Origin of the sequence: Akkermansia massiliensis, assembly GCF_018847375.1 — a bacterium.
GTDB lineage: Bacteria > Verrucomicrobiota > Verrucomicrobiia > Verrucomicrobiales > Akkermansiaceae > Akkermansia > Akkermansia massiliensis.
On the sequence record NZ_CP072036.1, the window covers coordinates 1112438 to 1138721 of the forward strand.

Annotated in this window: 20 protein-coding genes; 11 read left to right on the top strand and 9 right to left on the bottom strand. The window is 53.3% G+C overall.

Translation table 11 applies throughout. The features are described 5' to 3' along the window. Positions 1 to 5 precede the first annotated feature (5 nt). Together ilvN and J5W70_RS04675 are read right to left on the bottom strand one after the other, a co-directional pair. Positions 6 to 488 carry an acetolactate synthase small subunit gene (gene ilvN, locus J5W70_RS04670; protein ID WP_022396120.1) on the bottom strand — a complete coding sequence of 161 codons (483 nt, stop codon included), beginning with the start codon at positions 486 to 488 and terminating at the stop codon, positions 6 to 8. 124 nt (positions 489 to 612) lie between these two features. Then, the gene (locus J5W70_RS04675; protein WP_022396121.1) at positions 613 to 2076 is read right to left on the bottom strand and encodes a trypsin-like peptidase domain-containing protein; all 1464 of its coding nucleotides are present in this window, start codon (positions 2074 to 2076) and stop codon (positions 613 to 615) included. A 250-nt stretch (positions 2077 to 2326) separates the two neighbouring features. On the opposite strand from J5W70_RS04675, the gene holA reads away from it, so the two are divergent. Together holA and mnmG are read left to right on the top strand one after the other, a co-directional pair. Next, positions 2327 to 3433, top strand: a complete 1107-nt coding sequence (gene holA / locus J5W70_RS04680; protein WP_180971558.1) for a DNA polymerase III subunit delta — start codon at positions 2327 to 2329, stop codon at positions 3431 to 3433. Continuing rightward, complete coding sequence (gene mnmG / locus J5W70_RS04685; RefSeq protein ID WP_022396123.1) at positions 3433 to 5319, top strand: tRNA uridine-5-carboxymethylaminomethyl(34) synthesis enzyme MnmG; 1887 nt, start codon at positions 3433 to 3435, stop codon at positions 5317 to 5319. Before holA ends, mnmG begins: the two co-directional genes overlap by 1 nt. A 354-nt stretch (positions 5320 to 5673) precedes the next feature. Here the strand turns inward: mnmG and ribD are convergent, their stop codons facing one another. Continuing rightward, complete coding sequence (gene ribD, locus J5W70_RS04690; protein ID WP_022396124.1) at positions 5674 to 6729, bottom strand: bifunctional diaminohydroxyphosphoribosylaminopyrimidine deaminase/5-amino-6-(5-phosphoribosylamino)uracil reductase RibD; 1056 nt, start codon at positions 6727 to 6729, stop codon at positions 5674 to 5676. Positions 6730 to 7059: 330 nt separating this feature from the next. Between ribD and J5W70_RS04695 the strand changes: the two genes are divergently transcribed. Continuing rightward, positions 7060 to 7965 (top strand): transferase hexapeptide repeat containing protein, encoded by a 906-nt coding sequence (locus J5W70_RS04695; RefSeq protein WP_022396125.1) that lies wholly within the window; start codon positions 7060 to 7062, stop codon positions 7963 to 7965. Positions 7966 to 8056: 91 nt separating this feature from the next. Here the strand turns inward: J5W70_RS04695 and J5W70_RS04700 are convergent, their stop codons facing one another. Further along, positions 8057 to 8770 (bottom strand): LamG domain-containing protein, encoded by a 714-nt coding sequence (locus J5W70_RS04700; protein ID WP_146017817.1) that lies wholly within the window; start codon positions 8768 to 8770, stop codon positions 8057 to 8059. 480 nt (positions 8771 to 9250) lie between these two features. On the opposite strand from J5W70_RS04700, the gene dnaN reads away from it, so the two are divergent. Then, entirely contained in the window at positions 9251 to 10351 is a 1101-nt protein-coding gene (dnaN, locus tag J5W70_RS04705) for a DNA polymerase III subunit beta (protein ID WP_022396127.1), read from the top strand. Between the two features lie 304 nt (positions 10352 to 10655). Here the strand turns inward: dnaN and J5W70_RS04710 are convergent, their stop codons facing one another. Together J5W70_RS04710 and J5W70_RS04715 are read right to left on the bottom strand one after the other, a co-directional pair. Further along, positions 10656 to 11096: a hypothetical protein gene (locus J5W70_RS04710; RefSeq protein WP_022396128.1), complete on the bottom strand. Its 441-nt coding sequence runs from the start codon at positions 11094 to 11096 to the stop codon at positions 10656 to 10658. A gap of 102 nt (positions 11097 to 11198) precedes the next feature. Next, entirely contained in the window at positions 11199 to 12257 is a 1059-nt protein-coding gene (locus tag J5W70_RS04715) for a Rossmann-fold NAD(P)-binding domain-containing protein (RefSeq protein WP_146019380.1), read from the bottom strand. Positions 12258 to 12702: 445 nt separating this feature from the next. On the opposite strand from J5W70_RS04715, the gene J5W70_RS04720 reads away from it, so the two are divergent. The 6 genes from J5W70_RS04720 (at position 12703) to J5W70_RS12765 (ending at position 22705) form a co-directional block, all read left to right on the top strand. Beyond that, entirely contained in the window at positions 12703 to 18483 is a 5781-nt protein-coding gene (locus J5W70_RS04720; protein ID WP_257228330.1) for an RHS repeat domain-containing protein, read from the top strand. Between the two features lie 22 nt (positions 18484 to 18505). Beyond that, complete coding sequence (locus J5W70_RS04725) at positions 18506 to 19225, top strand: hypothetical protein (RefSeq protein WP_022397855.1); 720 nt, start codon at positions 18506 to 18508, stop codon at positions 19223 to 19225. A 142-nt stretch (positions 19226 to 19367) separates the two neighbouring features. Then, a complete protein-coding gene (locus J5W70_RS04730) occupies positions 19368 to 19895 on the top strand; it encodes an RHS repeat-associated core domain-containing protein (protein WP_257228331.1) in 528 nt (175 codons plus the stop codon). A 147-nt stretch (positions 19896 to 20042) separates the two neighbouring features. Beyond that, the gene (locus J5W70_RS04735; protein WP_146021349.1) at positions 20043 to 20369 is read left to right on the top strand and encodes a hypothetical protein; all 327 of its coding nucleotides are present in this window, start codon (positions 20043 to 20045) and stop codon (positions 20367 to 20369) included. A gap of 1188 nt (positions 20370 to 21557) precedes the next feature. Beyond that, positions 21558 to 21833, top strand: coding sequence for a hypothetical protein (locus tag J5W70_RS04740; protein ID WP_102742180.1), 276 nt, complete (start codon positions 21558 to 21560; stop codon positions 21831 to 21833). Positions 21834 to 22291: 458 nt separating this feature from the next. Further along, positions 22292 to 22705 carry a hypothetical protein gene (locus tag J5W70_RS12765; protein WP_257228332.1) on the top strand — a complete coding sequence of 138 codons (414 nt, stop codon included), beginning with the start codon at positions 22292 to 22294 and terminating at the stop codon, positions 22703 to 22705. Between the two features lie 97 nt (positions 22706 to 22802). Here the strand turns inward: J5W70_RS12765 and J5W70_RS04750 are convergent, their stop codons facing one another. From J5W70_RS04750 to J5W70_RS04760, 3 genes are all read right to left on the bottom strand, one after another. Then, positions 22803 to 23507 carry a L,D-transpeptidase family protein gene (locus J5W70_RS04750; protein WP_022397928.1) on the bottom strand — a complete coding sequence of 235 codons (705 nt, stop codon included), beginning with the start codon at positions 23505 to 23507 and terminating at the stop codon, positions 22803 to 22805. Between the two features lie 30 nt (positions 23508 to 23537). Next, positions 23538 to 24026 (bottom strand): LysM peptidoglycan-binding domain-containing protein, encoded by a 489-nt coding sequence (locus J5W70_RS04755; RefSeq protein ID WP_022397927.1) that lies wholly within the window; start codon positions 24024 to 24026, stop codon positions 23538 to 23540. 69 nt (positions 24027 to 24095) lie between these two features. Next, positions 24096 to 24911, bottom strand: coding sequence for a TatD family hydrolase (locus tag J5W70_RS04760; RefSeq protein ID WP_022397926.1), 816 nt, complete (start codon positions 24909 to 24911; stop codon positions 24096 to 24098). A gap of 123 nt (positions 24912 to 25034) precedes the next feature. On the opposite strand from J5W70_RS04760, the gene J5W70_RS04765 reads away from it, so the two are divergent. Next, positions 25035 to 26096 carry a lipid A deacylase LpxR family protein gene (locus J5W70_RS04765; RefSeq protein ID WP_180973629.1) on the top strand — a complete coding sequence of 354 codons (1062 nt, stop codon included), beginning with the start codon at positions 25035 to 25037 and terminating at the stop codon, positions 26094 to 26096. The last annotated feature ends 188 nt before the right edge of the window (positions 26097 to 26284 follow it).

Consider the following 26284-nt stretch of genomic DNA (forward strand, 5'->3'; position numbering starts at 1 on the left):
TTTCTTTACTGCCGGGGTTTGGGAAGGGCGATGCGGCCGCTCCGGGTCAGCATCTGCACGTCGTAATCCTCAATGAGAGACAGGAAGCGGTCAATCTTGTGCTCACCGCCCGTCACTTCAATGGTCAGGGCGTCCCGCGTGACGTCCACGATGCTGGCGCCCAGGATCTGGCAGAATTCAATGACTTCATGCCGCGAAGCGGAATCCACGCCGATGCGGGTCAATACCGTCTCCCGGTACACGTTGTCCGTGTTGCGGAAATCCACTACTTCCACCGTGTTGACGAGTTTTTCCAGATGCTTGATGATCTGGTCCAGAACATCCTCCTTTTCGCGTACGACGATGGTCATCCGTGAAAAGCGCGGGTCCTGGCTAGGGGCAACGTTCAACGAATGAATATTGTAGCCCCGTCCACTGAACAAACCGGCAATGCGGGCAAGCACGCCAAATTTGTTTTCAACAAGTACGGAGATAGTATGACGAGTCATAAGTTTAATTTCTTAAAGGTGATGCATTATAGGCGCTTTTGACTGCCAGTCAAGCCCGCGGCATAAGGATGCCGGAAAACGCTTCTCCGGATGCGGTCTTCCGCAGACGCCGCACAGGCGGAATTCAAAGCTCCCGCGGCATGATGGCGTTGCTCTTCGTCGCCGTGGGAATGCGGGGCAGCAGCGTCTTTTCGGAAACCGGGCGGGCATCCACTTTCACGTTGAACTGCTGCCCGTCACGGGAAACGGTCAGCAGGGCCGGCCCCTCCCTCAAAGCCCTGACCAGTGCATCCATAGTGCTGACGCTCTGATGATTCACGGCAAAGACCATGTCCCCGGCCTGGAGGATCTGCCCCACGGATTTCTTCGGATTCACCTGGATGACCAGCAATCCCCGCGCGCCGATGGACTGTTCCTCAGCGGTGAGTTCACGCAGGTGCATGCCCACTCCTTCCATAAAGTCCTCCCACGGAGAAGGAACGTTCTTTAAAATGCTGTCCCCCACTTTCAGGGTGACGTTCATTTTTTGTCCCTTGCGCCAGATTTTCAGCCGGAATTTGTCGCCGATGGAAAGATTTTCAATGTGGTCCTTCACATCCTTGTCGGTCTGGATGGGAACTTCATTGAAGCTCAGCATCACGTCTCCCGTCTGAAGGCCCGCCTGCTCCGCCGGGGAACCGGGCTTCACGATGTTGACTACTGCGCCGCCTGCTTCATGGTAGTCCAGGAAACTGCGGAGCGGGGGAGTATTGCGCACAATGTCCAGCCCCAGGTATCCTCTCATGGGGCGTCCATGCCTGCAAATCTGCTCAAAGCTGTGCACCACCAGATTGGAGGGAATGGCAAAGCCAATGCCAGCGTAGTTTTTCTCCACATTGGGAAGCACCGATTTGTTGATGCCGATGATTTCACCGCGGATGTTGATGAGAGGCCCTCCGGAATTGCCGGGAAAGATGCTGGCATCCGTCTGGATCAGGTCCAGGCCGGAATCCACCAGCTTGCGTTCACGGGCGCTGATGATGCCGCGGGAAACCGTCGTCCCCAGTCCATAGGGGTTGCCGCAGGCCAGGACGATCATGCCGGGTGCAATCTCGTCACTGTTGCCGAACGGAAGAGGCGTGAAGGCCATCGGGTTTTCCACCTGCAGCACGGCGATGTCCAGCTCCGGATCCACCCCTACCAGGCGCACGGAAACGCTTTTCCCGTTGCTCAGCGTGACGCGCAGCGCATGCTTGTTCTGAATGACATGGTAGGCGGTAATGATATGCCCCTCTTCCGTGACGATGACGCCGGAACCCAGGCCATGGACCGCCAGCCTTTTTTCAATCATGGATTCGCCGTCTTCGGAAGGCTGCGGCACGCTGGTCACGCCCGTGGTGTCTATGCTGACCAGCACCCGTTCCACCAGCCGGGCGACGCGTGAATATTCTTCATTGAGCTGGTGCAGGATGGGAACGTCCTCCTCTTTGAGTTCGGACTGCTGCGCCATCGTAAACACCTCAGACCGGAAGGAAACGTTCTTCTCCGTAACGCGGCTGTTCCACCTCCAATAGGCAACGGAGACGACGGTCATCATAACCGTCATCATGATGACAAGTAAAGCCCGTGTCCATATAGTCGATCTCATGGAAATGCCCTGCCGTAGTAACGATCAAACGGTTTGCGGCTTGATCACGAGGAGATGCCTGAAAAATGGACCTGGAAGACTCCAGCCGCTTTTTGACATTCCGGTTCTATTGATACTATTTAAGCCTATTCTCTTCAAATGAAAAAACTTTCAAATGACAAATACGTCTTTTAACGAGGCATATTTTATGATACCGTATGGGTACGGTTTTATGGGTACCAGCACTTTACAACAACAAGCCATTCACCTCGTTTTCGGTACGGACGAAGGAATGGTGCGTGAAAAGGCTTCCGGCATCTTTGCCGCCCTGACGGAAGGCACGAATGAATTTTCCCATGAAATCCTGGAAGCGGCCTGCGGCGATTCCGATGAAGCGGACCAGGTGACGCGCCAGGTCATGGAAGCCCTGCGCACGCTGCCGTTTTTTCCGGGCCGCAAGGTGGTCTGGATGAAGAACTGCAATTTTCTGGGGGATTCCGTCACGGGGCGTTCCTCCACCACGGAAGCGGCTCTGGACTCTCTCAGGCATCTGCTGGAAGGGGGACTGGGACCGGACGTCCTGCTGCTCATCTCCGCCACCGAATTTGACAAGCGCCGTTCCTTTAACAAATTCCTGCTCCAATCCTCCGCCGCGGAGGAACTGAACAAGCCGGACATCACCAAGGCCGGCTGGGAAGGCAGCCTGATGCCCCTTATCAACAAGGAGGCAGGCGCGCGGGGCATGAACTTCGATTCCGCCGCTCTGGAGTTATTCATTCACCGCGTCAGCGAATCCTCCCGCCAGATTATTTCCGAAATTGAAAAACTGGATCTTTATCTGGGCGCGGACAGGCGCACCGTGATGCCGGAGGATGTGGAGCGCATGGTTCCGCTGACGCGCACGGGCGTTATTTTTGAAATTTCACGTGCTCTGGAAAACAAGAAGAGCGATGCGGCCATCTCCCTGATTGACTTTCAACTGGAACGCGGTGAAAACGCCGTCACGATCATGCGCGCAGCGTTCATCCCCACGCTGAGAAATCTGCTGGCCGCCAGGCTTTTATGTGACGCGTTCAATCTGAAGCCCACCAACTTCAAGGAATTTACGGCCCGCATCTCCTCCCTGCCCTCCTATGCCGCCGCGCTGATTCCCCTGAAAAAAGACGGCACTCCCAATGCGTACCCGCTTTTCCTGGCGGCGCAGAACGCTTCCAAATTCAAGACGGAACGGTTGAAGCAGACTTTAAAGGAATGCATGAAGGCGGACAAGGCCCTGGTATCTTCTTCGCTTGATCCGCGGCTGATTCTGCACCGTCTTGCCATTTGCTCCGCATCCTGATGAATTCCTCTCCTTCCCCCGCCTCCCCCCTGTTCGACGTCCTCGTCGTCGGCGCCGGGCACGCAGGCATTGAAGCGGCGTTGGCCGCCTCCCGCCTGGGGTGCTCCGTCGCCGTTCTGACCCACAACCTGGATACCATCGGGCAAATGTCCTGCAACCCGGCCATCGGGGGGCTTGCCAAAGGCCACATTGTCCGGGAAATAGACGCCCTGGGAGGGGCCATGGGACTGAATACGGACGCCACCGCCATCCAGTTCCGGATGCTGAACGCCTCCAAGGGGCCCAGCGTGCGCGCACCCCGCGCCCAATGCGACAAAACGGCCTACCGCGCACGAATGAAAATGGTTCTGGAAACCGCCCCGGGCATACGCCTGTTCCAGGGTGACGTGGTCAAACTGCTCGTCAACGGGGAGCAGCAGGTGACGGGAGCCGTCACTTCCCTGGACTACACCATCTGCGCGCGCAGCGTGGTCATCTGCTCCGGAACATTCATGCAGGGGCTGCTGCACGTGGGCCTTCAGCACATAACGGGAGGCCGCATGGGCTGCGCTCCTTCCAGCCTTTCCACCGACCTCGCCGCGCTTGGCTTTCAAGTGGAACGGCTTAAAACGGGCACTTCCCCGCGCGTCAATGGAAGATCCATTGACTTTTCCATTTGTGAAATGCAGCCCGGAGACGCGCCGGAGGCTCTGTTCAGTTACCGTTCCCGCGACGTACTGAAACGCGCTTCCGAACCTTTCTGCACCCTGAACACATGGGGAGACGAAGACTTCCGCATGAAGCAAATGCCGTGCTGGATTACCTACACCAATCAGACCACCCACGACATCATCCGGGACAATTTAAAATTCAGCCCTCTCTATAGCGGCATCATTGAGGGCATAGGCCCCCGGTACTGTCCTTCCATTGAAGACAAAATCGTGCGCTTTGCGGAAAAAACCAGCCACCAGGTCTTCCTGGAGCCGGAAGGCCGCAGTACGGAGGAATTCTACCTCAATGGCGTTTCCACCTCCCTGCCCTACTCCGCGCAATGCGATTTCATCCACACCATTCCCGGCCTGGAAAACGCCCAACTGATTCGTCCGGGATATGCGGTGGAATATGATTTCTGCCCTCCCACGCAGCTGCACCCTACTCTGGAAACCAAGCTGGTGGAAAACCTGTACTTTGCAGGACAAATCAACGGCACCTCCGGTTATGAAGAAGCCGCCGCGCAAGGTCTGATGGCGGGAACAAACGCCGCTCTGAAAACTCTGGGCAAGCCCTCCCTGGTGCTGCGCCGCGACCAGGCCTACATCGGCGTCATGATAGACGACCTTGTCACCAAGGGAACGGACGAACCGTACCGCATGTTCACCAGCCGGGCGGAATTCCGGCTGCTGCTGCGCCAGGACAACGCGGACCTGCGCCTGGCCCCCCTGGCTTTTGAAACGGGCCTCATCACCCGCGAAACGTTCAGGAAAACGGAAGACAGGCAAAACGCCATTGAGGAAGGAATAGCAAAAGCAGCTTTGCTTAAACATGAAGGCGTTTCCCTTTCCACCTGGCTCAAGAGGCCAGGCAATGACTGGACCCTGCTGCCTGAAGAACTGAAAAAAATGTTCCACGTGGAACATTTGGATGCCATTGCCACGGATATCCAGTACGAAGGCCACATTGAAAGACAGAAAAAACAGGCGGAAAAAATCACCCGGATGGAAAGTAAAATCATTCCTGCCGACATTGATTACGAACGCGTTCACGCCCTGAAAAAAGAAGCGGTCATCAAGCTGGGCAGCATACGTCCTGCCACTATCGGGCAGGCTTCCCGCATTCCGGGCATTACTCCGGCGGACATTGCCCTGCTGCTTGTTCATTTGCAAAAGCGCGGCAGGCAGCAGGCATGAAAGCCTGCGCCGTTTTCATGCCGGGGCTTTAAATTTGAATACGGCCCGGCTCCTGAATGCTGAAAACTTGCATGCACGGTAAAAGCCTCATGCTCTCCCTATGACCCGTTTTCCACTCCCTGCAGGCTCCGGTTTATAAACGAGGGGGAGGTCTTTTTCCTGAATATTTTCCCCTGTATGACCGATACGCTTCCGGCTCGGTTCATGCCATCCGGCTTGTCTTAAAAAAGGGACACGAACAGAGAGGATGCACAATGATGAGAAAAACCGCCGAATGGCAGGCTCATCGGTAATTAAAGATGCTTTCCCGGTTTAAAAACATCCGGAAGGCGAATGAATAATTGGCTGTGCCCGTTACCGGTAGCTTACGTCGCCCCGGATGCACACATCGCTTCCAAAGATGCTCACAACCGGCTGCTCAAGAAAGGCTTCACGTTCCAGGAATGAACCGCCCGTCACGCCGTCTGCGCCGCCGCCCGTTATGATGGGCGCGTAAAATCCCACCCATTCATCCACCAGGCCGGCTTTCAGGAATTCCCGGACCAGGCAGCCTCCCGCTTCCAGCAGGACAGTCCCTGTTTTTCTTTCATTATACAGATTTTTTAATAATTCCAAATAACTTGAAACGTTCTCTATAATCAGGGTCCGGTCACGGAATTCATCCGTCAGGCAAACGGAATCCGCAGGAATGGATGCGGCGTTGTGAGTCAGGATAATGCGCCAGGGCTGTTCCTTAAGGGAAGAAACGGGACGGTCCGGTTTTCTGATGGTCAGGGACGGATTGTCCAGGCGCATGGTATTTCCTCCGGTAAGAATCGCATCGCACTCAGCCCGCAGGGTATGTACGAAAGACCTGGATTTTTCATTCGTCAGCCACTGGGACCGTTCCGGACTGCGTGAAATGCGGCCGTCCAGGGACATGGCGCTCTTTGCGATCACCCATGGGCGCCCCTCCAGCATGTTCAGCCTGAATCCCCGGATTAAATGATCGCATTCCTTTTCCAGAATTCCGCGGGTGACCTGGATGCCTGCTCTCCCAAGAATGTCAGCCGCGGCGCCGCGGTGTCTGGGGTTGGGGTCTTGAGAGCCATAAACCACCCGTTTGAAATGGTGTTCCAGAATGGCTTCCGTACAGGGTGGCGTTTTTCCGGTGGTGCTGCACGGCTCCAGAGTAACGTACAGAGTGGAATCCGCAAACAGGGCGGCGTTGCCTCTGGCCGTTCCATCGGCAATAGCCTTCCTTTCCGCATGGGGCAGGCCGGCTTTTTCATGAAAACCGGAGCCGATCACCTGGTCTTCATGCACGATGACCGCTCCCACGCAGGGATTAGGACTTGTCAGCCCGACCCCTTTTTCGGCCAGTTTTACGGCCATGTTCATCCAGCGCGTATCCTGATCCTCCGTGTTCATGCCGACCTTGTAGCACGAATGCGCGAGAAAGGACAATCACGTTGTGTGATTGAAGAATATTAGATTTAACAATATTAAATTCCTTCTTCTTCTACCCTGTGCCCAGTGTGAACAACGTTTTTAACTCCTGGGAATGAATGGATTGAAACCATCTGCCAGTGTGAATAAATTCGGTTCATAAAAATGTGGATAACATCTGAATAACTTATTCACACCATACTCACAGTTAATTGACTTATCCTTTCACAGGGTTATTGGCAGGTGGAACCGTGAAACAGAGCCGCACGTTCCGTCTTGCGGAAGCGCCGTAAGAAAGCATACCATTCCTCCATGAGGGTTGCCAGATTGATTTACATTCCGGAAAGGGACCATACCTTTCCCGCAACGAGCCCTGAGAGGCCTTTCCGCAGCTTTTCCGTGGCCGGGGTGAGCATAGCCGCCTATTGTGCCTCCCGGCTCCGGGAAGCGGGCTTTGAGGCGGTTTTTAATCCAGAAGCCGCCGTTACGGAAAGTGCGGCGGAAGTGGTAGAGGTGTCCATGCATGATTTTTCCCCGGAAGCTGCCGCATGGCTTGCTTCCTGCGGGACAGGGGAAGTACGGAATGAAGAAGGGCGGCTGCTGGCCCGGAAAGGGCCGGGGAACGGACTGTCACGTGTTTTTTCCGGGCGGGAGGCGGCTGTGGAGCGCCTCGTCTATCCCTGGGACCTGCTGGACTGGCAGAAGAGAGTGATGGAGGGAATGGAGGGAGACGATTTTTCCGGGCGGCCGGGCGTTTACGTCCTGGGCAGTCTCCGTGTGGGAAAGGGCACCGTGGTGATGCCCGGCGTGGTGGTTGAGGGCTCCGCATGGGTGGGGGACGGCTGCCGCCTTGGGCCCAACTGCCATTTGAGGGGATATGTGTCCATGGGAAACGGCTGTGTAGCGGGGCAGGGGGTGGAACTGAAGAACTGCATCATCGGAGACGGGACGTTTATTCCCCATCTGAGCTATGCGGGTGATTCCATCATTGGCAGCGACGTCAATTTCGGGGCTGGAACGGTGTGTTCCAATTTCCGCCATGACGGCGGGGAGCACAGGATGATGGCGGCCGGAAGGCTGGAAATTACCGGAAGGAACAAGCTGGGAGCCGTCATTGGGGATCATGTGCGCCTGGGCGCCAATACCGTTGTTTTGCCGGGCAGGGTGGTTCCGCCCGGCGCCTGGACCATGCCGGGGGAAACATTCACGGGAACATGAATTCCGGGACGGAAGTGCCGGAATACGGAAAAGGCCGCATGCGGGGGAACCCTTCCCGGCATGCGGCCTCTTGCTGGATAACGGCAAATGCTTAGCAGCTCCGGCGGCGGCGCATCAGCAGGGCGGCCAGGCCCAGCAGCCCCAGGGAAGCAGTGGCCGCTTCCGGAACAGGAAGCACAACGCCGTCGTAAAATTTGATGTTGTTGACATCTATGGTTCCGTTCATGGGACGGGTGTTTCCAAAGGAAGATCCAAATTGGGAGCCTGTCAGGGCAGGGGAGGACGGATTCCAGCCGGTGATCGTACCTGCCAGGGCACCGTTGACGTACACGGAGAGAGTCTGGGAGGAAAGATCGGAAACGATGCTCAGATTGTTCCAGTTGTCCTGCTGGAGGTCCGTCCAGGTCAGGCCTGTATTGATGTTTCCGCCGGATTGGCCTCCAAATCCCTTGTTGTAAAAATAAAGTTCCCCGGAGGCATTGAATTCCAGTACCATGCTGTTGGATTCTCCGGAAACCGTTCCATTGGAATACAGGCTGAAAACGTCTTTCCAGGCGTTGTTGGTGGAACTCAGGTTTTTCAGGTCGAAGCTGACGGTGAAACTGCCTGAAATTCCCGCTATGCCAGAGTTGTAGGGCGTGCCTCCGCCGGAGCCGCTGCCGAAAGTGGCATAATCGTTGCCGGTTGTATAATTGAATGAACCGTTCCAGCCGGGAGCAGTTATTTGCGTTCCTTCAGTGGTCCACTCCCAGGAATAAATGGGAGAAGCCGCATGGGCCATGCCTCCCGCAACCAGTAAAGACAAAATAATGAATGAACGTTTCACAGAAATTCTGAAAGTCTTTGTTGTTTAAAATCGCCGAAGCTTGGCTGAAAAGTAGCGGATTTCGAATCCGGATGCCGTTCTTTTTCCTCTGGAAAGCGGCAAATTCATTGAACATATACACGATCCGGAAGAAACGCTGTTTATGTTTCCTTTCATGCTTTTATTTTTCCGTGATCTTTCTTTTTGTTAACCGGCTTGTTCTTAAAAAAATAATTTGACCCCGGATTCGAAATCCGCGTGCGCGTCAACCGGGAATTGTTCGCCGGAGAACGGACTTTTAAGAATACTTAAATAATTTGAAAAACCGTTTCATGCAAGATATGCCCGGAGAAATAGCATATTACTACATATGGTATGCTTTTAAAAAAATACTGCCAAATATTAGGGTTTGACGGAGAAATGGCTTGAATCACAGGAGGCACTTGTGAGAGGATGCGAGGCAGATAAAAGCACAGACACATGAAGTTTACCATTTCCAAGCAAGTATTTCTCGACGGTCTGAGACAGGTTGCCAGCGTGGTGTCTTCCAAGACGACGCTGCCCATTCTTTCCAACGTCAAGATTGAAGCTGAAAACGGCCAGGTACGTTTTACGGCTACGGATCTTGACGTATGCATCACCGGCGTAGTTCCCGCGAACGTGTTGCGCGAGGGCACCGTGACTCTTCCCGCCAAAAAGCTGGTGAGCATCATCAGCGAGCTTCCTGAAGCAGAAGTCCAGGTGGACGTCAACCAGCGCAACCAGGCGACTGTGGAATGCGGCCGCTCCCAGTTCAAGCTGAATGGCCTTCCGGCGGACGAATTCCCTGAACTGCCGTCCTTTGAACAGGCGACCGTGTACCAGGTGGACCAGAATTTGCTGCGCGACTGCATCCGCCGCACGGAATACGCCATCTCTACGGATACGACCCGCTACGTGCTGAACGGCATTTCCCTTTCCTTCCGCAACGGCAAGATGACTCTGGTGGCTACGGACGGCCGCCGCCTGGCCCTGGCGGAAACCGCCCTGGAATTCCCGGAAGAACAGCAACTGGACGCCATTCTGCCCACCAAGGCCGTTGGTGAACTCCGCCGCCTTCTGGATGAAGTAGGGACCGTCACCGTACGGTTCACCCGCAACCAGGCCGCTTTTGAAATCAATGACACGCTGCTGATCAGCAAGCTGATTGACGGCAATTACCCGAACTATCGCCAGGTAATCCCGACGGACTGCAAGGAAAGCATTGAACTGCCCTGCGGGGAACTGCTGGAAACGGTGCGCCGCGTGTCCCTCCTTTCCGTGGACAAAAGCACGAACATCAAGCTGAACTTCCGTGAAAACGAACTCGAAGTGGCTTCCAGCGCGGAAGGCGTGGGTGAAGCCCATGAATCCATGACGATCACTTATGCCGGAAGGCCGCTTTCCATTTCCTTCAACCCGGATTTCTTCATGGCTCCCCTGAAGACGATGGCCGGGGATACGATCATCACGTTAAACCTCATTGATGAAATGAGCCCGGGCGTATTGAAGATAGGTGATGAGTTCCTGTACGTGCTCATGCCAATGAGATCTCCCAACTGATTTTGATGGTACAAAATCATTCATACGAGAACAGGCGCCGTGCTGTCACGGCGCCTGTTTTTTATTGATTGAAAATGAAAGTGATGACTGGATTATTCACATGAATGTTCTACGTGGAACATTTTTCATTTTCCACCGTCGTCAATAAACCGGACGGTGGTTTCCGGGGGAGGGATAAAAAACAGGCGTGCCGGCATGGCACCGGAAAAAACGCGTATAAACACCTTCCGGCGCCGGGAACGTGCGGTTCAGGCGCAAGGGAAGGCACGGAGTGCCGCAGCGGGTCTAAGGAAGCTCCGCCGCGTCATTCGCTCAACAACCCCGGATCGGCGAACAAATCCGGAGCAAGATGGAAAGGATAGGAACCGGAGGCTTGCAGAATGGCTTCCCGTACGGGAGGCAGGGAACCGAAGCAGGAGGATTCCACATCCAGAATACGGCCGTCTTTCAGTTCAATCATCAGTCCGGGTTCAGATTCATGATCGGGCGTACATCCTATGCGCTCAATCAGTTCCCATGGAATTTCCTTGCGTGAAATGCTGTTGCCCCAGGAGATGGAGGAGGAAGTGATTGTGAGAAAATAAGGTCTCCCCAGAATGACGGGAAGCCACAGGAACAAGAGAAGAGCGCCGAGGAGAAAGCTCCACCATCCGGACCCGAAGAATGCCCAGGCCAGGCCGCACCCCAGGGTGCCGAGGAGTCTCCCTCCCAGCCGGTAGCTGCGGTAGGAATAATAAGTGTTCATGAATTGCGAAGTCAATGAAACGTCAGGCCGGCCAGGGAACGCGAAGCCCCCAGCCGTACTCTGTACGATACTCCTTCATTCCTGCAAAGACAAGATGATAAGTCAGGAAATCCAGTCCAGCATGTCCGGCGGCAGGGAACCGCGGGAGCGGATCAGGGAAAGGAAAGCTTCCTCCATTTCCGGAGGCGGCGGAAAAATGCCCGGCATGGCGCGGCCTGCGGCAAGCTCCACGGCGCCCAGGTTATGGAGCGCCAGGGGAGGGTCTATGTAGCACATTTGCGTAGGGTCCGGCAGAATGAAATTAAGGGGGCGGCCTCCGTTCAGCAGGCGGTTCTTCGGGATCTCCGGCCCCCATTCGTCCTCCACGCCCATATTGGCCAGCAGAACGCCGGAGGAGCGGGTCACAGCGGGGTCAATCACTCCTGACAGGGCATGCCGCCGCCCTGTGGCCGTGACGGCGCAAAAGGCATGACTGACTGCATTGGTAAGAGCTTCTCCATCCGTTGCGCGCACGAATGAGGCGGAGGACAGAGGGAGAGGTTTTTCCTCCACATCCGCCACGATAACGTTCAAGCCCCGCCTGAGCGCGTGCAGAACGATTCCGCGGCCCACTTTTCCGTACCCGATGACTACCAGGGTCCGTCCCGGGCCACTCTCAATTCCCAGCGCTTCCAGCGCGCGGAAAAAGCTTTCCCCGGTTCCCAGGCAGGTTTCTATCTGCTTGATTTTTCCGGCGTCCACCATCCACACGGGCTGCGTGCAGCGCGTATAATGCTGCGCTCCGGACCGGGTCAGTTCCACATACCCGCAGCGGCTGGGAACATGGCTGAGCGCCCCGGCGCAGTCCATCACCACATCATAGGGTCCGTCCGCCCGTTCCGCCTCCACCACGGGTATTCCATACCTGCCCAGCAGCGCGACCGTTTCCGGATCGTGGGGCATCACCGGAGAGACTGCTGCCGTCAACTCCGCTCCCGCCGCCAGCAGGGCGGCGTATTTGGCGCAGGTATTCCGGAATACGGGGGAGGCGTCAATCACCCGGCATCCCTCCAACGGACGGCTTTCCGCCCACGTTTCACACTGGTGCAGAAGCACGGGAAATTCTTCCTGCCGGTAGAAGGGGGACAAATCTTCTAGAATGCGCGCCGGAGATACAGGCATGGCAAAAATTGTAAGGGTTCTACGGATGGAGGGCAATCTTTCTCCTCCCGTTTTCATAGAAAAACTTCGGAAAAGATGTATTTTTTGTTTAAGGGTTTTCAGAAGTTGCGGCAAATTCGAAAAGACAAACTACTGAATCATCAACCATTCTTTCTCCATGAGAGAGACATTTTTTACAGGAATTTGACTGGCGCCAAGCAGGAATGACATCCTATTGTGGATTTTTTCTAACAAATAGATAATATTGATGTCTGTAAAAGGAAGGTACTGAGCGTAATAATTATTATATTATTTTTTGATGGAAAAAATCGTTATGTTTCATAGGCAAACAAAAATTTGCAAATAAACTTTATTGACACTGGCTCTGGATCATGCTACTGGGAAAATGATCATGGAGGATTGCTCTCCTCTAATTTCATCATCAATCCCAGTTCTTTAATGCCTTATGAATACTCCAACTACTTCTTCTGCCGGCACCCCTTCTTCCATCCCCGCTTACCGCAAATGGTACTTTGGCTCTACGGCCAAACCCATGCCGCGTGGCATGCGCGCCTCTCCGGAGCCCGATCCGCTACCGTTCGAGGAAATCCACGAACACGATGAAATTACCGTGGGACCGCCCAGTACGTCGGCGGATGGACACAGTGCTCACGGTTACTTTACCATTCCGGAAGGAGCGGACGGTAAAAAGCTCTACGGCACCTGTTCGCTCTTCCTGGGGGTGGACGACTGGGGCAGCCTGGAAGTGAAGGACTCCAGCGGCAGCGTGGTGGCGCAGGTGGACCTGAAGAAAGACTCGCAGACGGCAGGCAAGCAGGGCGGCCATAAATACCACACGGGGACCGGCGGGGCGCAGCTGCCCTCCGGCTCCTACATTTGGGAAGTCAACCAGACCAACATCGACTACAAGCCTGAAAAAGACAACGTCTCCATCTGCAACTACAGCATCGACGTGGTGCCGACGGAGCCGGGAGGCAAGGAGGAGCCCGAGAAGTGCCCGTGCGAGGGAGACACGTGTGATAACAGCGGCGGAACGCCGCCTTCCCCGTCGCTGGCCCGGTCGGGCTCCGCGGTGGGGAATAGCACGCTGGGAAACTACTCCTCCGCAGGGTGCAGTGTGAGTGCGGAAAGCACGGCCACCCTGATGTACTGGTCCTGCAACTTCGGAATGTTCCGGGGACTAGGAGGGATTCCTGCGGGCCTTGTGGAACTGAGGGCTGAGGAAAGTGTCTCCGGCCTGGAAAGCCCCTCCTCACTGGCCTACAACCATCCGTTGAACAGCCGCCTGGACGTGCCCGAAGGGGGAATTGTACCCGGAGTGCGTTTTGATCTGGTGCAGGGAGACCGGGTGATTGCCATGCGCTGCTATATGAACGGGTCCGTGCTGCCCGTTGGCGTGGACACGTCGGGCGGAGGACGGGCAACGCTGGACACGGTGGAAGGACAATCCTGCCTCCGCTGGATCGTGGAAGACGGCAGCCAATACCTCTTCTCGGCGGAAACAGGAATGCTCCTCTCCTACACCACCACCGACAAGCAGGTCATCTCCAACGCGTCATCCTACCTGGACGTCAAGCATGCCGAAGACGGCTCGCTGAGGCAAATCTGGAACCTGTGGGACGGCCTGCTCAACGTGGAAAACGTCACCTCCACGGGTTACACCATCGCTCTCTATACCCCCGGCCAAATCACCGGAACGGACGAACAGGGATTTTATACCGTTACGGGTGCTCCCTTCAAAACGTTTGTCCTCTCCCTGTCTGCGGACGGCCACTTCACCGTCACGGAGCAGACGCCGGGCAGGCAGCCCCATACCGTCACCTGGTGGAAAAACGGCCTGGCGTGGAACATGCGGAGGGGAACGGGGGAAGACGCCGTCACGACCATCCGCACGCGCACGGAGCTGGAACCGGAAGACTCGGTCTGGCAGCTGGTGACGGAAATCTCCAAAGGAGGTATCGTGGCAGAGCGCACCTGCTCCATCTATCAAACGACGGACGTAGGCGATCTGCTGCTCACTCAAGTGGAAGGCTATCAAAGCCCGGAAGCCCAGACCACGCAATACGCCTACGACCAGTGCGGACGGCTCAAGACGGAAACGGCCCCGGACGGCAGCCAAATTCATTACGCGTATGACCTCTACGGACGCCTGCTCTCCCGCGACGAACCGTGGGCGGAAAGCGGCAGGCGCATCACGCGCTACACCTATGCGCATTCGGGAGAAGCCGACTTCAACGACGAACCCGCCACGGAAACGGTAGACCTGCTTCCGCTGGAAGGGCACATCAAGACGCTGACCACCACGGCCTACAAGTACACGACAGCCAACCACGTCAAAAGGACGGAAAAGAGGGTCACCGGACTGGGAGTAACGGGCTCGCGCCTGACGGCCACGGAACAATGGCTGGCCGGCGCGCCCGACGTCTATGCCCGCGGACGCACCCGGATGACCCGGGACCTCACCGGCGTGCAAACCTGGCACGACTACGCGGCCACGACGGAGCACGGCGCCCTCTACACGGAAACGGTGGAAACGCGCGTCAACGGGGAAACCGTGCCGGGACAGAGCACGCGCACCACGACCTGGATCACGGCGGAAGGGCAGCGCGTCAGGGAAGAAAGCTACGCCCTGCTCACCGGCGGGGAATGGACGCTCACGGACAGCGCCTCCTATGAATTTGACACGCAGAACAGGTGGGTGAAGCGGACGGCGGGCAATGGCCGAATAACGGAGCGCGAGCTGATGTGCGACGGGCGCCTGTTGTGGGACATTGATGAAAATGGTGTAAGAATGGACTATGCCTACGACACGGCGCGCCAACTGGTAGAAACGACCCGCTCGGCGGTGATGGACGGAGAGAAGGTCATCACGCCGGAAACCATCACCACCTACACCCTGGATGCGGCGGGGCGCATCCTCTCTACGCGCCGGGATACGGGGGCCATGATGACCAGCGAAAGCTCGGAGTACGACTTGCTGGGGAGGATAACTTCCTCTACGGACGTCCTGGGCCGGGTCACCGCCTACGCCTACAGCCAGGATGGCTTGACGACGACGCAGACCATCCCCTCGGGAGCCACGTTCGTCACGCGCAACGCGCCGGACGGAACGGTCCTGGAAGAATCCGGCACGGGACAGCGGCATATCATCTATTCCCTCGACTTGGTTGCCGACGGCGTTCGGACCTTCACGAAAGCCGTCTCCGGGGAAACGGAAACCGAACTGCAGCGCAGCGTCGTCAACGGTGCCGGGGAAATTCTGCGCACGGGCCGGCCCAACACCATCGGGGGAGTCATTTACACGAGGAACACCTATAACGCCAAGGGACAGCTGACCAAGGAACAGACAGATGCGGAAACCGCAGCTACGACGATGGCGCCGACCCTGTGGGAATACGACGACTTCGGCAATAAGGTCAAGGAAACCTGGAAGCTTGCCGATCCGGCCACCGTGTCCAACTCGCGCATCACCACGTGGAGCTACGGCGTGGAACAGGCGCAGGACGGCGTCTACCGCGTCGTCACGGCGACCAGGAACAACGGCCAGGGGACTACCTATGGCGAAACGCAGAAGACGCTGGTTTCCTCCCTCTCGTCCACGCTGGAAAGCAAAACGATCTCCATTGATCCCAGAGGAAATATATCCACGCAATGGAGCGAATACGGAACAGGCGCCCTGCGGACGCAAAAAAGCACCGTACCAACCTCCGACATCACGGCCACCGCTACCGTCATCGACGGCTTCGTTACTACGCAAACGGACTACGCGGGTATTACTTCCACGCAGACCCGCGCCTATGCGGAAACCGGCATCATCTACACTAACACGGACGGACGGGGCAACACCATTACGACACGTACCGACATCGCCGGGCGCACTGTTTCCGTTACTGACGCGGCGGGCAACACGGCTTCTACCGCCTACGATCCCTGGTTTGACCAGCCTTCCGCCGTCACCAACGCCCTCGGGAACACGGCCTGCTACGGCTACGACCTCCGGGGCCGAAAGACCGCCGAATGGGGTACGGCCATCCAGCCCCTGCTCTTCGGCTACGACGAAGCCGACAGAATGGTCAGCCTTACCACCTTCCGGGAGGACGCGGGCGACATCACCACCGACCCCACGGGACGCACGGACGGAGACGTCACCACCTGGAGCTATGATGAAGCCACAGGCCTCGTCACCCGCAAAACCTACGCGGACGGAACGCATGAGGACACCGCCTACAATGCCCTGAACCTCAGATCCACGCTCACGGACGCGCAGGGGGTGGTCACCACCTGGGGCTACAATCTGAAGAAAGGGGTCAACACCTCCGTCTCCTACAGCGACTCCACGCCCGGCATCCAGTACGCCTACAACTGCCTCAACCAGCTGACCCGGGTCACGGACGCCTCAGGCTCTCGCACCATCACTTACACCCCCTACAACGAACCGGACACCGATAGCATCACCATAGGAGGCGCCTCCTGCCAGATCCAGGAAAACTACGATGCCTACGGCCGGTCCTCCGGCTATACCCTGAAACAGGGAACCGACGTCCTCCAGGAAGCAAGCCAGGGCTATGAAGCCAACGGGAGGCTTGCCGGCGCCGGAATCGTGCACGGAGGAGAAGAGCAAACCTTCGCCTACGGCTACCTGGCGGGAAGCAGCCTGCCCTCCAGCCTCGCGATGCCCAACGGCATCGTCCGGGAACTTGCCTATGAAGAACACCGCGACCTGGCAGTGGCCATAAGCTGCCGTCTGGGGGAAACCGCGCTGGTCACCCGCAGCCAGAGCTACGACGCATTGGGACGCCCGGTCACCCGCACCCAGCAGCGGGGAACCGAAGCAACTCGTACTGACAGCTTCAGCTACAACGGCAGAAACGAACTCACCGGGGCTACTCTGGGAACAGACCCCTACGGTTACAGCTACGACAACATCGGCAACCGCAAGACGGCGCGGGAACTGGCCGAGGAACTCACCTACGCGGCCAACGAGCTTAACCAGTACACAAGCATCGAAGAAAAAGCGGAGGCGCCTTTTGTGCCGACATACGACGCCTCGGGCAACCAGACCCTCATCAAAACCTCGACGGGCATTTGGACAGTAGTCTACAACGCGGCCAACCGCGCGGTGAGCTTCACCAGCCAGGACGGCAGTACGGTGGTGGAATGCGGCTACGACTACCAGGGACGCCGCTACATGAAGAAGGTCACCGTCAACGGAACGGTCGCCAGCCATGAACGCTACCTGTACCGTGGCTACCTGCAACTAGCGGCGTTGGACATGCTGGACAACCGGAACGTGCTTCAGACACTGCTGTGGGATCCACTGGAACCGGTGGCAACGCGTCCCCTGGCCCTGGCGCGGGAAAATGCCCTTTACTGCTATGGAGTTGACTTTAACAAGAATGTGACGGAAGTCTTCGACGCACGGGGAACGCTCGCGGCAACTTACGACTACTCGCCCTATGGGACCGTGACCGGCACGGGCAGTCTCGTCCAGCCCGTCCAATGGTCCAGCGAGATGAACGACGAAGAACTCGCCCTGGTCTATTACAACTACCGTTATTACAATCCTGCAGACGGCAGGTGGATCAATCGCGATCCAATCGCTGCAGAAGGAGGATGGAATTTGTATGGGTTTGTTGGGAATAATTCTGAAAAAAATATTGATTCATTGGGTTTAATATTTGGAAGTAAAGGAGAATTCAATATAGGTGGTAATATTATTTTTGAAGAAAGCATTGCTGATACTTTTGTGGGATCATACAAGGCGCAATGTAGTGATAATGGAAAACCAACTATGGATCGAGAAAGTTTTAGAATTGGTTTCACGGGGATTTTTTCTAAACATTCTAAATATTATTTAGATTCCCAAGAAAAATATCATGATAATGATCATAAAGTGGATTATATTATAGTACTCACAGCAGTGGGATTAAAAGAGTCTATTTTGAATGCTCCTCTCAAGGTTGCAGGAGTAGTTATCACTGTAGCAAGTTTCTTTGCGGGACCAGGGGGAAAAGCAATTACTATTGCTCTGAATATAATTGGTGGAGGTGTAACAGCTCTTGGAATTTTTGGACCTAAAGATGAGATATTTTCGAAACAAATTAAAATAAAATTGACATTAGCATGTGAATGTGAGGAAGCTGAGATTCCTGTCTCTGGTTATCCTATCACCATGAAAGGGGAAGCATGGTTCCCGAAACGTGATTCATTTTCTTTTGAAAAATAATTAGCATAAAATAGATGAAATCATGAATTATATATTATATTTATTAATTAGTGTTGTATGTATAAATTATTCTTTAGGAAATATCCAAGAAACAAAAAGTGTTCCTGAAGTCCAAGTGAAATATAGTGGCCTAAAATTTTATCAAGATACATTAGAAATTACAATAGATATTACAGATTCAGAAAAAAATCGGAAAATGTTTAGTCTTGGAAAAAAAATAATACTTTATGATCATCAAGAGCCAGTTCCATGTAATGCTATTGGTTCATTTTCTTTTCTATTTTCTGAAGATGGCAGTATAGCTCAAGTAAAGTTATTTTTTAAAACAGGATTGGAAAAAGTATTAAATGGGACTTTGACTGTATTAACATCGCAAAAGACAGTTCCATTAAAAGAAAAAATAATAAAAATAAAAAAGAATGAAGAATTTAATTTAGATGAAACTTTAGTAAAAATAACATCAGTAAAAGAGTTAAAGGACGGTTATAAAATTTCTTTTTCTTTTAAAGATTTAATCGGAATTTCTAAATTTGAATTTAAAACATTAGATGGCGTGCAACTCAAATCAAAACAAGAACGTTTGATAAGTTTTGGATTAGGCGGAACACAAGTATCTTCATATCATGTATTTACTACAAAAGAAAGTGAACAATTAAAGTTAATTATTACGCCTTATAAATGGATTGAAATAAAATGCCTCCATATTCCTTTATTTATTAATCTGCCTATTTTGAGTAAGTAAAAGTATGATTTTATTTACAATTCTTGGATAATTGTATAAGTTCAATGATCATGTGTAATATATTAATAGGTCGATGAGCTTCACCAGCCGGGACGGCAGTACGGTGGTGGAATGCGACTACGACTACTAGGGACGCCGCTACATGAAGAAGGTGACGGTGAACGGAACGGTCGTCAGCTATGAACGCTACCTGTACCGCGGCTACCTGCAACTAGCGGCGTTGGACATGCTGGACAACCGGAACGTGCTTCGGACACTGTTGTGGGATCCACTGGAACCGGTGGCCACGCGTCCCCTGGCCCTGGTGGAGGCCGCCTCTCTTTACTGCTATGGATGGGACTTCAACAAGAATGTGACGGAAGTTTTTGATAGAGAGGGAGCTGTTGCGGCAACTTACGACTACTCGCCCTATGGGATAGTTGGCAGCACAGGCAACCTAGCCCAGCCCGTCCAATGGTCCAGCGAGATGAACGATGGCAAATTGGCTCTGGTCTATTACAACTATCGTTATTATAATCCTGCAGACGGCAGGTGGATTAACAGAGATCCTATCGCTGAAGAAGGGGGATGGAATTTGTATGGGTTTGTTGATAATGAAGTGGTATTCTCTATTGATTATCTCGGCAATGACTATCCCTGCGGGTTACATACCCATTCTTCTTATTATTGAGGGAAGTATATCAATAGAAAAAAAGAAAAATTGTGTATGCATTGAAGCAAAATTACGAACAGATGTTGGTATAGGTGTAGCATAAGACTTAAAATTAAACAAAAATGGTTGCCTATTCTGCCTGATATTGAATATTCTTTACGAACTATGGTTGCTGGATTAAGTAATGAAAAAATACTTAAAATTGACAATTGTAATGGTAAAACTTCAACATCCTATCGGGAAGAATTATTAGGATTGTCTCATAGAATTGATGCGGGTATTACATTATCATCTTATATACAAGCATCTTATTCTATTGATTTTAAGATAAGTGCTGGGTTAACTTTGAATGCAAAACCAATATCTTTAACTTTAGATGCAACGGGGTATGTTAAGATTGCCGCTACTTTGAAAATTCCATTTGTTATAGATCAAACTGAAGAAATCGCTAACAAATCTTTTAATGAAAATAAAAAAATATGGTCTAAATAATGAACACGATATAATTAGTCATCTTTATTATGATTTACCCTGAATCTCCTTTAACTGGATATGAATATTTCGAATTAGTTTGTGGATGTATTTTTGTAATCCTATTTTTAAGAATCCTTGTTTGGATCAAAAAAAATACTCTTAATTTTTCATTTAATAACTTCCCTTTTTCAATTATCAAACTTACAATTTATTTATTTCTGATCTCTGGAATAAGTGGAGTTTTGTCAACAATGTATCATGGTATAAATCTATTATGGGAAAACTTTTCGAATGAACTTTTAATATCATATACAGCATTAATTTTTTCTTATCTTATTATAGTCATTGAGTGTTTCAGAATAATAGATGTTTTGAAGAAAATCAAAAATAAATCTGCTTCCAATTGAAATAATCATGAAAAAATGTTTTCAGACTTGTTTTATAAGAAGCTAGCGTATTACAAAGAACACAGGAAGAGAATTGAATCGGAACATTTTCCTAGAGCTATATGGTATGGAAGAAATAGAACATAAACGAAACGCAAAAAAAGCAGTAAAAAAAATTGTAACATTTGATATCCTTTCTCAAGATAAGAAAGGAAAAATGGGCAATTCTATTGTAAACTATATTATTTTCATGATATTGATTGTTCGGTGATGTATTATTTTCTTCCGAGAAAAATAGGATGTAATTATGATACGTTGCTAACAGTGTCACTCGGGATTCTAATATGGATGATATCTTTCTTTAATATTTTCGTCATATATGAAAAATCAAAAATTTTATTCATCATCTTTTATTTATTTCCAATTTGTGGAGTTATAATTTCATGGATATTCCGTTAATTCCTTATGGAAGAATATGAAATAACTATCAATTAGATTTAATGGCTAATTTAATATTGGAAGGTGCTTCTTATAGCTACGCCGGATGAAATGCTGAAAAGCAGTGTCAAGACGTCTCGTGTTGTTCAGAAAGAAACAACTGTAGGCTAAAAGCCCATGTGACTTGTTATGCCAGCCGAGGCTTTATTCCTTTTTTGGGACTTCCGGAAGGAGGTTCTGATATTGGTTGGAATATGTTACTTAATGATTCTCAATGCAACTAATATACAACATAATTCATATCATATTAATTTGCGGGGTTGCTCCTTGGCTTATTGGCGCCGGATATTCCATGTGTTTATCTAATTTTCACCATGCCGTCATGGCTGGATTTTCAATGATTGTATTTTCATTTCCAGTAACATTTATATTGGCTGTAATTGGCTGGGTAATCTGGCGTATTTTCCCTAGTGAAATAAATCAACTGGTAGCTTGTTTTTTAGGACTGATTATCGGACTCATTATGGGCGCTATGCTGGACCGTATCTTATGCGATGAACATCATTATTTTTTTATATTGTCAGGAGCGGTTGGATTAATGGTAGGATATATTGAATTTTATCTATTTAAATTATATAATGATGAAATAGAGGAATAGTTCTATTACACTCGCCATCCAAATTAAGGGGTGTTGTGTGGATAAACAGAATATCCTTTCCATTAAATTAAGAAGCCGAAAGAAGAAACTACTGCCATCGAGGAATGTAGTTATTAACTACGTGGAACAGAAACGTCCGCGCCGACAGCTTCACTTATGATGCCAGAAGTGAACTCACTAGAGCCGCCTTGGGAACAGTCACGTCAACATCGGCAATCGCAAGGCGGCGCGGGAGATAGCGGAAGAACTCACTTACGCAGTCAACGAACTCAACCAGTACACCCGCATGGAAGAAAGTGGGAAACGCCCTTTGTGCTGCAATATGACGCTTCAGGCAACCAAAAAACATTGATCAAGACCGCAACGGGCGTGTGGACAGCTATGTACAACGCAACCAACCATGCGGTAAGCTTCACCAGCGAGGACGACGCATAGTAGTGGAATGCGGGTACAACTCCATGGGACGCCGCTACATGAAGAAAGTCACCGTCAACGGGACGGTCGCCAGCCATGAACTCTACCTGTACCGTGGCTACCTGCAACTAGCGGCGTTGGACATGCTGGACAACTGGAACGTGCTTCGGACACTGTTGTGGGATCCCCTGGAACCGGTGGCTACGCGTCCCCTGGCCCTGGTGCAGGCCGCCTCTCTTTACTGCTATGGAACGGACTTCAACAAGAATGTGACGGAAGTTTTTGATGGGCAGGGAACGATCGCGGCAACTTACGACTACTCCCCTTATGGGATAGTTGGCAGCACAGGAAACCTCGTCCAGCCGGTGCAATGGTCCAGCGAGATGAACGATGGCAAATTGGCTCTGGGTCTATTACAACTACTGTTATTACAATCATGCAGACGGCAGGTGAATTAACAGGGATCCGCTAAAGGAAGAGAATTTTTTAGAAATATATTTGAAAAAGACTGTCCGGTAAAAGTCGTTTTTGCTGTAGCAGGATTCTGTCTGTTTGTTACTGTACAGCAGGGGCTTTCTGAGCTTCCGGCACGGGCAGGGGCGTTCTCTGGATGGTGACGGGCGTTCCTACGCTGGTTTGCTTGTAGAGAATTTCCGCAACGTTCCGCGGCAGGCGCACGCAGCCATGGGAGATGGGGTGGCGCCGCACCTTACCCACGTGCAGGCCCAGGCCCGCGTTGGTAAGCCGCTGCCAGTAGGGCATGGGGGAACCGTCAAAGCGGCCGCCTTCCGGAACGGGGTCCGTGGCTTCCGCATTGTAGTTGATGCATTTGCCTTCGGCATCATACATCTTGCCGTAAAGGTTGGAGGCGTGGTCCTCCTTTTTGGAGATGACGGTGTAGTCTCCCGTTTTGGTCGGGTAGGCCTTGACGCCGGAGGAGAGGGGAAAGTCCATGGCGATCAGGCCGTCCACCAGGTACTGGCCCCGCTGCTCGTCCAGGCAGACGAAGATTTTACGGGATTTCTTCGGCTTGCGGTTCAGCAGGGTATCATCCTTGTAGACGTCATACGTTTTCCGGTAGTCCTTGCGGGCTACAAAGTGGGCATACGTGGAGGGATGGAACGGGTTTTTATACTCCGGGACGGATTTGTCCACAGCGCGCGGATCCGGCAGGGCCGTATGGCCCTTGCCGGAGTGGGTGCAGGACGTCCACCCCATGAGAACCACGGGGAGGACGGCCAGAAGAAAGAGATGCTTCATAAGCGGTGAAACCGGGAAGGGCCCCCCGGATTACTTGGAACGCGGAATCGTGAGCTTCTGGTTGATGTGAATCATGTCGGACTTGAGGCCGTTGGCTCTCTTCAGCGCCTTGACGGAGGTGCCGTTCCTGCGGGCGATGGCTCCCAGCGTATCGCCCTTTTTCACGGTGTAGGTGCGTGCCTTGGGAGCGGGCTTGCGCGTGGTGCTCTTTCTGGCGCTCGTGCTGCGGGAGGATTTGCTGCTGGCCGTGGTTTTCCGCGTGGGGGATTTCTTGCTGACGGAAGGCTTGGCGGGCGGATTATAAGCGTAACTGGAAGAGCTGGAGGAGCTCTTCACCGGGCTGTAATGGCCGGATTCATAAGCGGGATCAGAGCTTTCCGCAATCCACGGCGGGATTTCGCCGCTGGCCGGTTCCGCAGTGTCATAGCCGGCCGTGGAGGAATTCTGGGTGGAGCAGGAAGAGAAGGGGAGCACCAGCGCGGCAGCGCAGGCGCAGGTAAAAATGAATGGCGCTTTCATGTGTGCCCTGTTCATACTAATTTATGATTTCGGTTTCAAGGCGCTAGCGCGGATTGCCGGGATTTTTTTTCAGCCCTTGTCCAGATTATAAAAGGTTTCCGCATTTTGCGTCGTTACGCGGGCCAGCTCATCCAGTTCCATGCCTCTGGAAGCGGCGATGAAACGGGCCGTATGGATGAGGTGGGCGGGTTCGTTCATACGGCCCCGGAGGGGTTCCGGGCTGAGGTAGGGGGAGTCCGTTTCCAGCATGATGCGGTCTTCCGGGCACCAGCGCGCGGTTTCCGCCACCACGGGGGCGTTTTTAAAGGTGGCCACCCCGGTGAAGGAGACCATGCCGTCCAGTTCGTCAAAAATTCGAGCGGCCTGGGCCGTGTCTCCGATGAAGCAGTGGAACACGGGGCGCACGCGGCCCGCGTGATTCCGGGCAATCGCCAAGGCGTCTTCAAAGCTTCCGGACCCTTTCCGGTCCCGCGTGTGCAGGACGATGTTGAGGTTCAGGCGCGCCGCCAGGTCAAAGTGCTGTTCCAGCAGGTTCTGCTGAAGGCGTCGGAAGCTGTCAGGCTCCCAGCCGCGGGGGGCTCCGTGGAAGTAGTCCAGCCCCGTTTCCCCGATGGCGGCCAGGGGAACGTCCTGCGCCATCCGGAAAAGGCGGTCCGCCCAGCCCTCCGGCGCTTCATGGGCGTCGTCCGGATGGATGCCCAGCGCGCAAAAGACCACGCCCGGGAATTGGCGCGCCCACGCCGTGTTCGCCTCCCAGTCATCCGGGCGGGCTCCCAGCGTAATCATGCGGTCGATGCCTTCCCGGAGGGCATGCTCCACATAGGCTTCCCGGCGGGACTGGTCAAATTGCGTGGAAGCCAGATGGCAGTGCGTGTCAATAATCATGGCGTAAAAACCCTGGCAGGGCAGGGGAAGTCTGTGGATATTTCCCGGTTTTGAAAAGCGCAAACGCAGGGCATGCCTGATTTTTCCTTGCCACGCGGAAGTGAAACGCACAAACTGCCGCGCATGAATTGTACGGCTTTGTGCATGTGCGCCGGCCTGTTGTCGGTGGCTTCCCTTCAGGCAGGAACCCAGCAGATAGAAGCGCCGCAGGAGGGCCCTGTCATCAGTTTCCATCTGGAAAACGACATGTTCGTGGGGGATGACGATAATTATACCAACGGCGTCCGCTTTGCCTGGATGTCCGGCACCACATCCCGGAGCCACACCTTTTCCGGCATGCTGGGAACGGTGCTGGGGGACACGAACGCTTCCGCTTCCTGGCGGCGTTTCATGGGCATGAACGGTTCCCCCAATCTGCGCCAGCAGTGGGGGCTGGACCTGACCCAGCTCATGTACACCCCGGAGCAGAAGGCTACCTACCCCATTTATAACCAGCATCCCTACGTGGGCAACCTGACGCTGGGCCTCACCTCCCTGGTGAAGAATGAAGACAGGGCCAATTCCCTGGAATTGCAGCTGGGCACCACGGGCACGAATTCCCTGGCGAAAGGCTCCCAGCATTTTATTCATAAGCTGTGGGGCATGGAACAATGGCCCGGCTGGTCCAACCAGCTCCCTGGAGAGATGACGGCCAATCTGTTTTTCAAGCGTTACTACCGCCTGCGCGGACTGGAAAAGCGCTACAGTTCCGGCTTTGAAACGGACGCCCTGGCCTACTGGCATGCGGACGCCGGCACGGTGAAGGTGCAGGCGGGCGGCGGCATGTCCTTCCGCTTCGGCTACAATCTGGGCAATACGTCTCCGGAAAACAGCATCCGCGGGGCCACCAGCGCCGCGCCGCCCTTCGTTTACAACAGGACGAACGTCGCCAACTGGGGGTATTACGGCTATCTTCACGCCGCCGTGCGCGCCGTGGCCCATGACCTGTACCTGGACGGCACGGTGTTCCGCTCTTCTCCGGAGTACGTGAACAAGTATCCCGTGGTGGGGGAATGGGGTTACGGCTTCGGCCTCCGGTACAAGCGCACGGAACTGCTGTTCGGCCTGCACTACATCACCAAGGAGTACACGCAGCAGGAATCCATGCAGTGCGTGGGCGTTCTCCAGTTAAAGCATACTTTTTAACGGCTGCGTTCTTCGCAGGCGGTTCATAAACGCAACGGCAGCTTGCAAAGGTGAAGTTTGCTGTTAGAATTAGAATTGCGGATTCGTATGTAACAGGACAATCCGTTTTTGCATACCAACGTTGACACATACTTACTTCATGAGAACGACCAGATCCTGGCTTTTATCCTGTACCGCGCTGGCGGTAG

Excerpts from the sequence above, each read along its gene's own strand:
- J5W70_RS04730 (WP_257228331.1), top strand. The coding sequence starts at position 19,368 with ATGAAGAAGGTGACGGTGAACGGAACGGTCGTCAGCTATGAACGCTAC.
- J5W70_RS04720 (WP_257228330.1), top strand. The coding sequence starts at position 12,703 with ATGAATACTCCAACTACTTCTTCTGCCGGCACCCCTTCTTCCATCCCC.
- J5W70_RS04725 (WP_022397855.1), top strand. The coding sequence starts at position 18,506 with ATGAATTATATATTATATTTATTAATTAGTGTTGTATGTATAAATTAT.
- J5W70_RS12765 (WP_257228332.1), top strand. The coding sequence starts at position 22,292 with ATGGGACGCCGCTACATGAAGAAAGTCACCGTCAACGGGACGGTCGCC.
- J5W70_RS04735 (WP_146021349.1), top strand. The coding sequence starts at position 20,043 with ATGGTTGCTGGATTAAGTAATGAAAAAATACTTAAAATTGACAATTGT.
- J5W70_RS04675 (WP_022396121.1), bottom strand. The coding sequence starts at position 2,076 with ATGATGACGGTTATGATGACCGTCGTCTCCGTTGCCTATTGGAGGTGG.
- J5W70_RS04760 (WP_022397926.1), bottom strand. The coding sequence starts at position 24,911 with ATGATTATTGACACGCACTGCCATCTGGCTTCCACGCAATTTGACCAG.
- ilvN (WP_022396120.1), bottom strand. The coding sequence starts at position 488 with ATGACTCGTCATACTATCTCCGTACTTGTTGAAAACAAATTTGGCGTG.
- J5W70_RS04750 (WP_022397928.1), bottom strand. The coding sequence starts at position 23,507 with ATGAAGCATCTCTTTCTTCTGGCCGTCCTCCCCGTGGTTCTCATGGGG.
- J5W70_RS04765 (WP_180973629.1), top strand. The coding sequence starts at position 25,035 with ATGAATTGTACGGCTTTGTGCATGTGCGCCGGCCTGTTGTCGGTGGCT.
- J5W70_RS04710 (WP_022396128.1), bottom strand. The coding sequence starts at position 11,096 with ATGAACACTTATTATTCCTACCGCAGCTACCGGCTGGGAGGGAGACTC.
- mnmG (WP_022396123.1), top strand. The coding sequence starts at position 3,433 with ATGAATTCCTCTCCTTCCCCCGCCTCCCCCCTGTTCGACGTCCTCGTC.
- dnaN (WP_022396127.1), top strand. The coding sequence starts at position 9,251 with ATGAAGTTTACCATTTCCAAGCAAGTATTTCTCGACGGTCTGAGACAG.
- J5W70_RS04740 (WP_102742180.1), top strand. The coding sequence starts at position 21,558 with ATGGCTGGATTTTCAATGATTGTATTTTCATTTCCAGTAACATTTATA.
- ribD (WP_022396124.1), bottom strand. The coding sequence starts at position 6,729 with ATGAACACGGAGGATCAGGATACGCGCTGGATGAACATGGCCGTAAAA.
- J5W70_RS04695 (WP_022396125.1), top strand. The coding sequence starts at position 7,060 with ATGAGGGTTGCCAGATTGATTTACATTCCGGAAAGGGACCATACCTTT.
- holA (WP_180971558.1), top strand. The coding sequence starts at position 2,327 with ATGGGTACCAGCACTTTACAACAACAAGCCATTCACCTCGTTTTCGGT.
- J5W70_RS04755 (WP_022397927.1), bottom strand. The coding sequence starts at position 24,026 with ATGAAAGCGCCATTCATTTTTACCTGCGCCTGCGCTGCCGCGCTGGTG.
- J5W70_RS04715 (WP_146019380.1), bottom strand. The coding sequence starts at position 12,257 with ATGCCTGTATCTCCGGCGCGCATTCTAGAAGATTTGTCCCCCTTCTAC.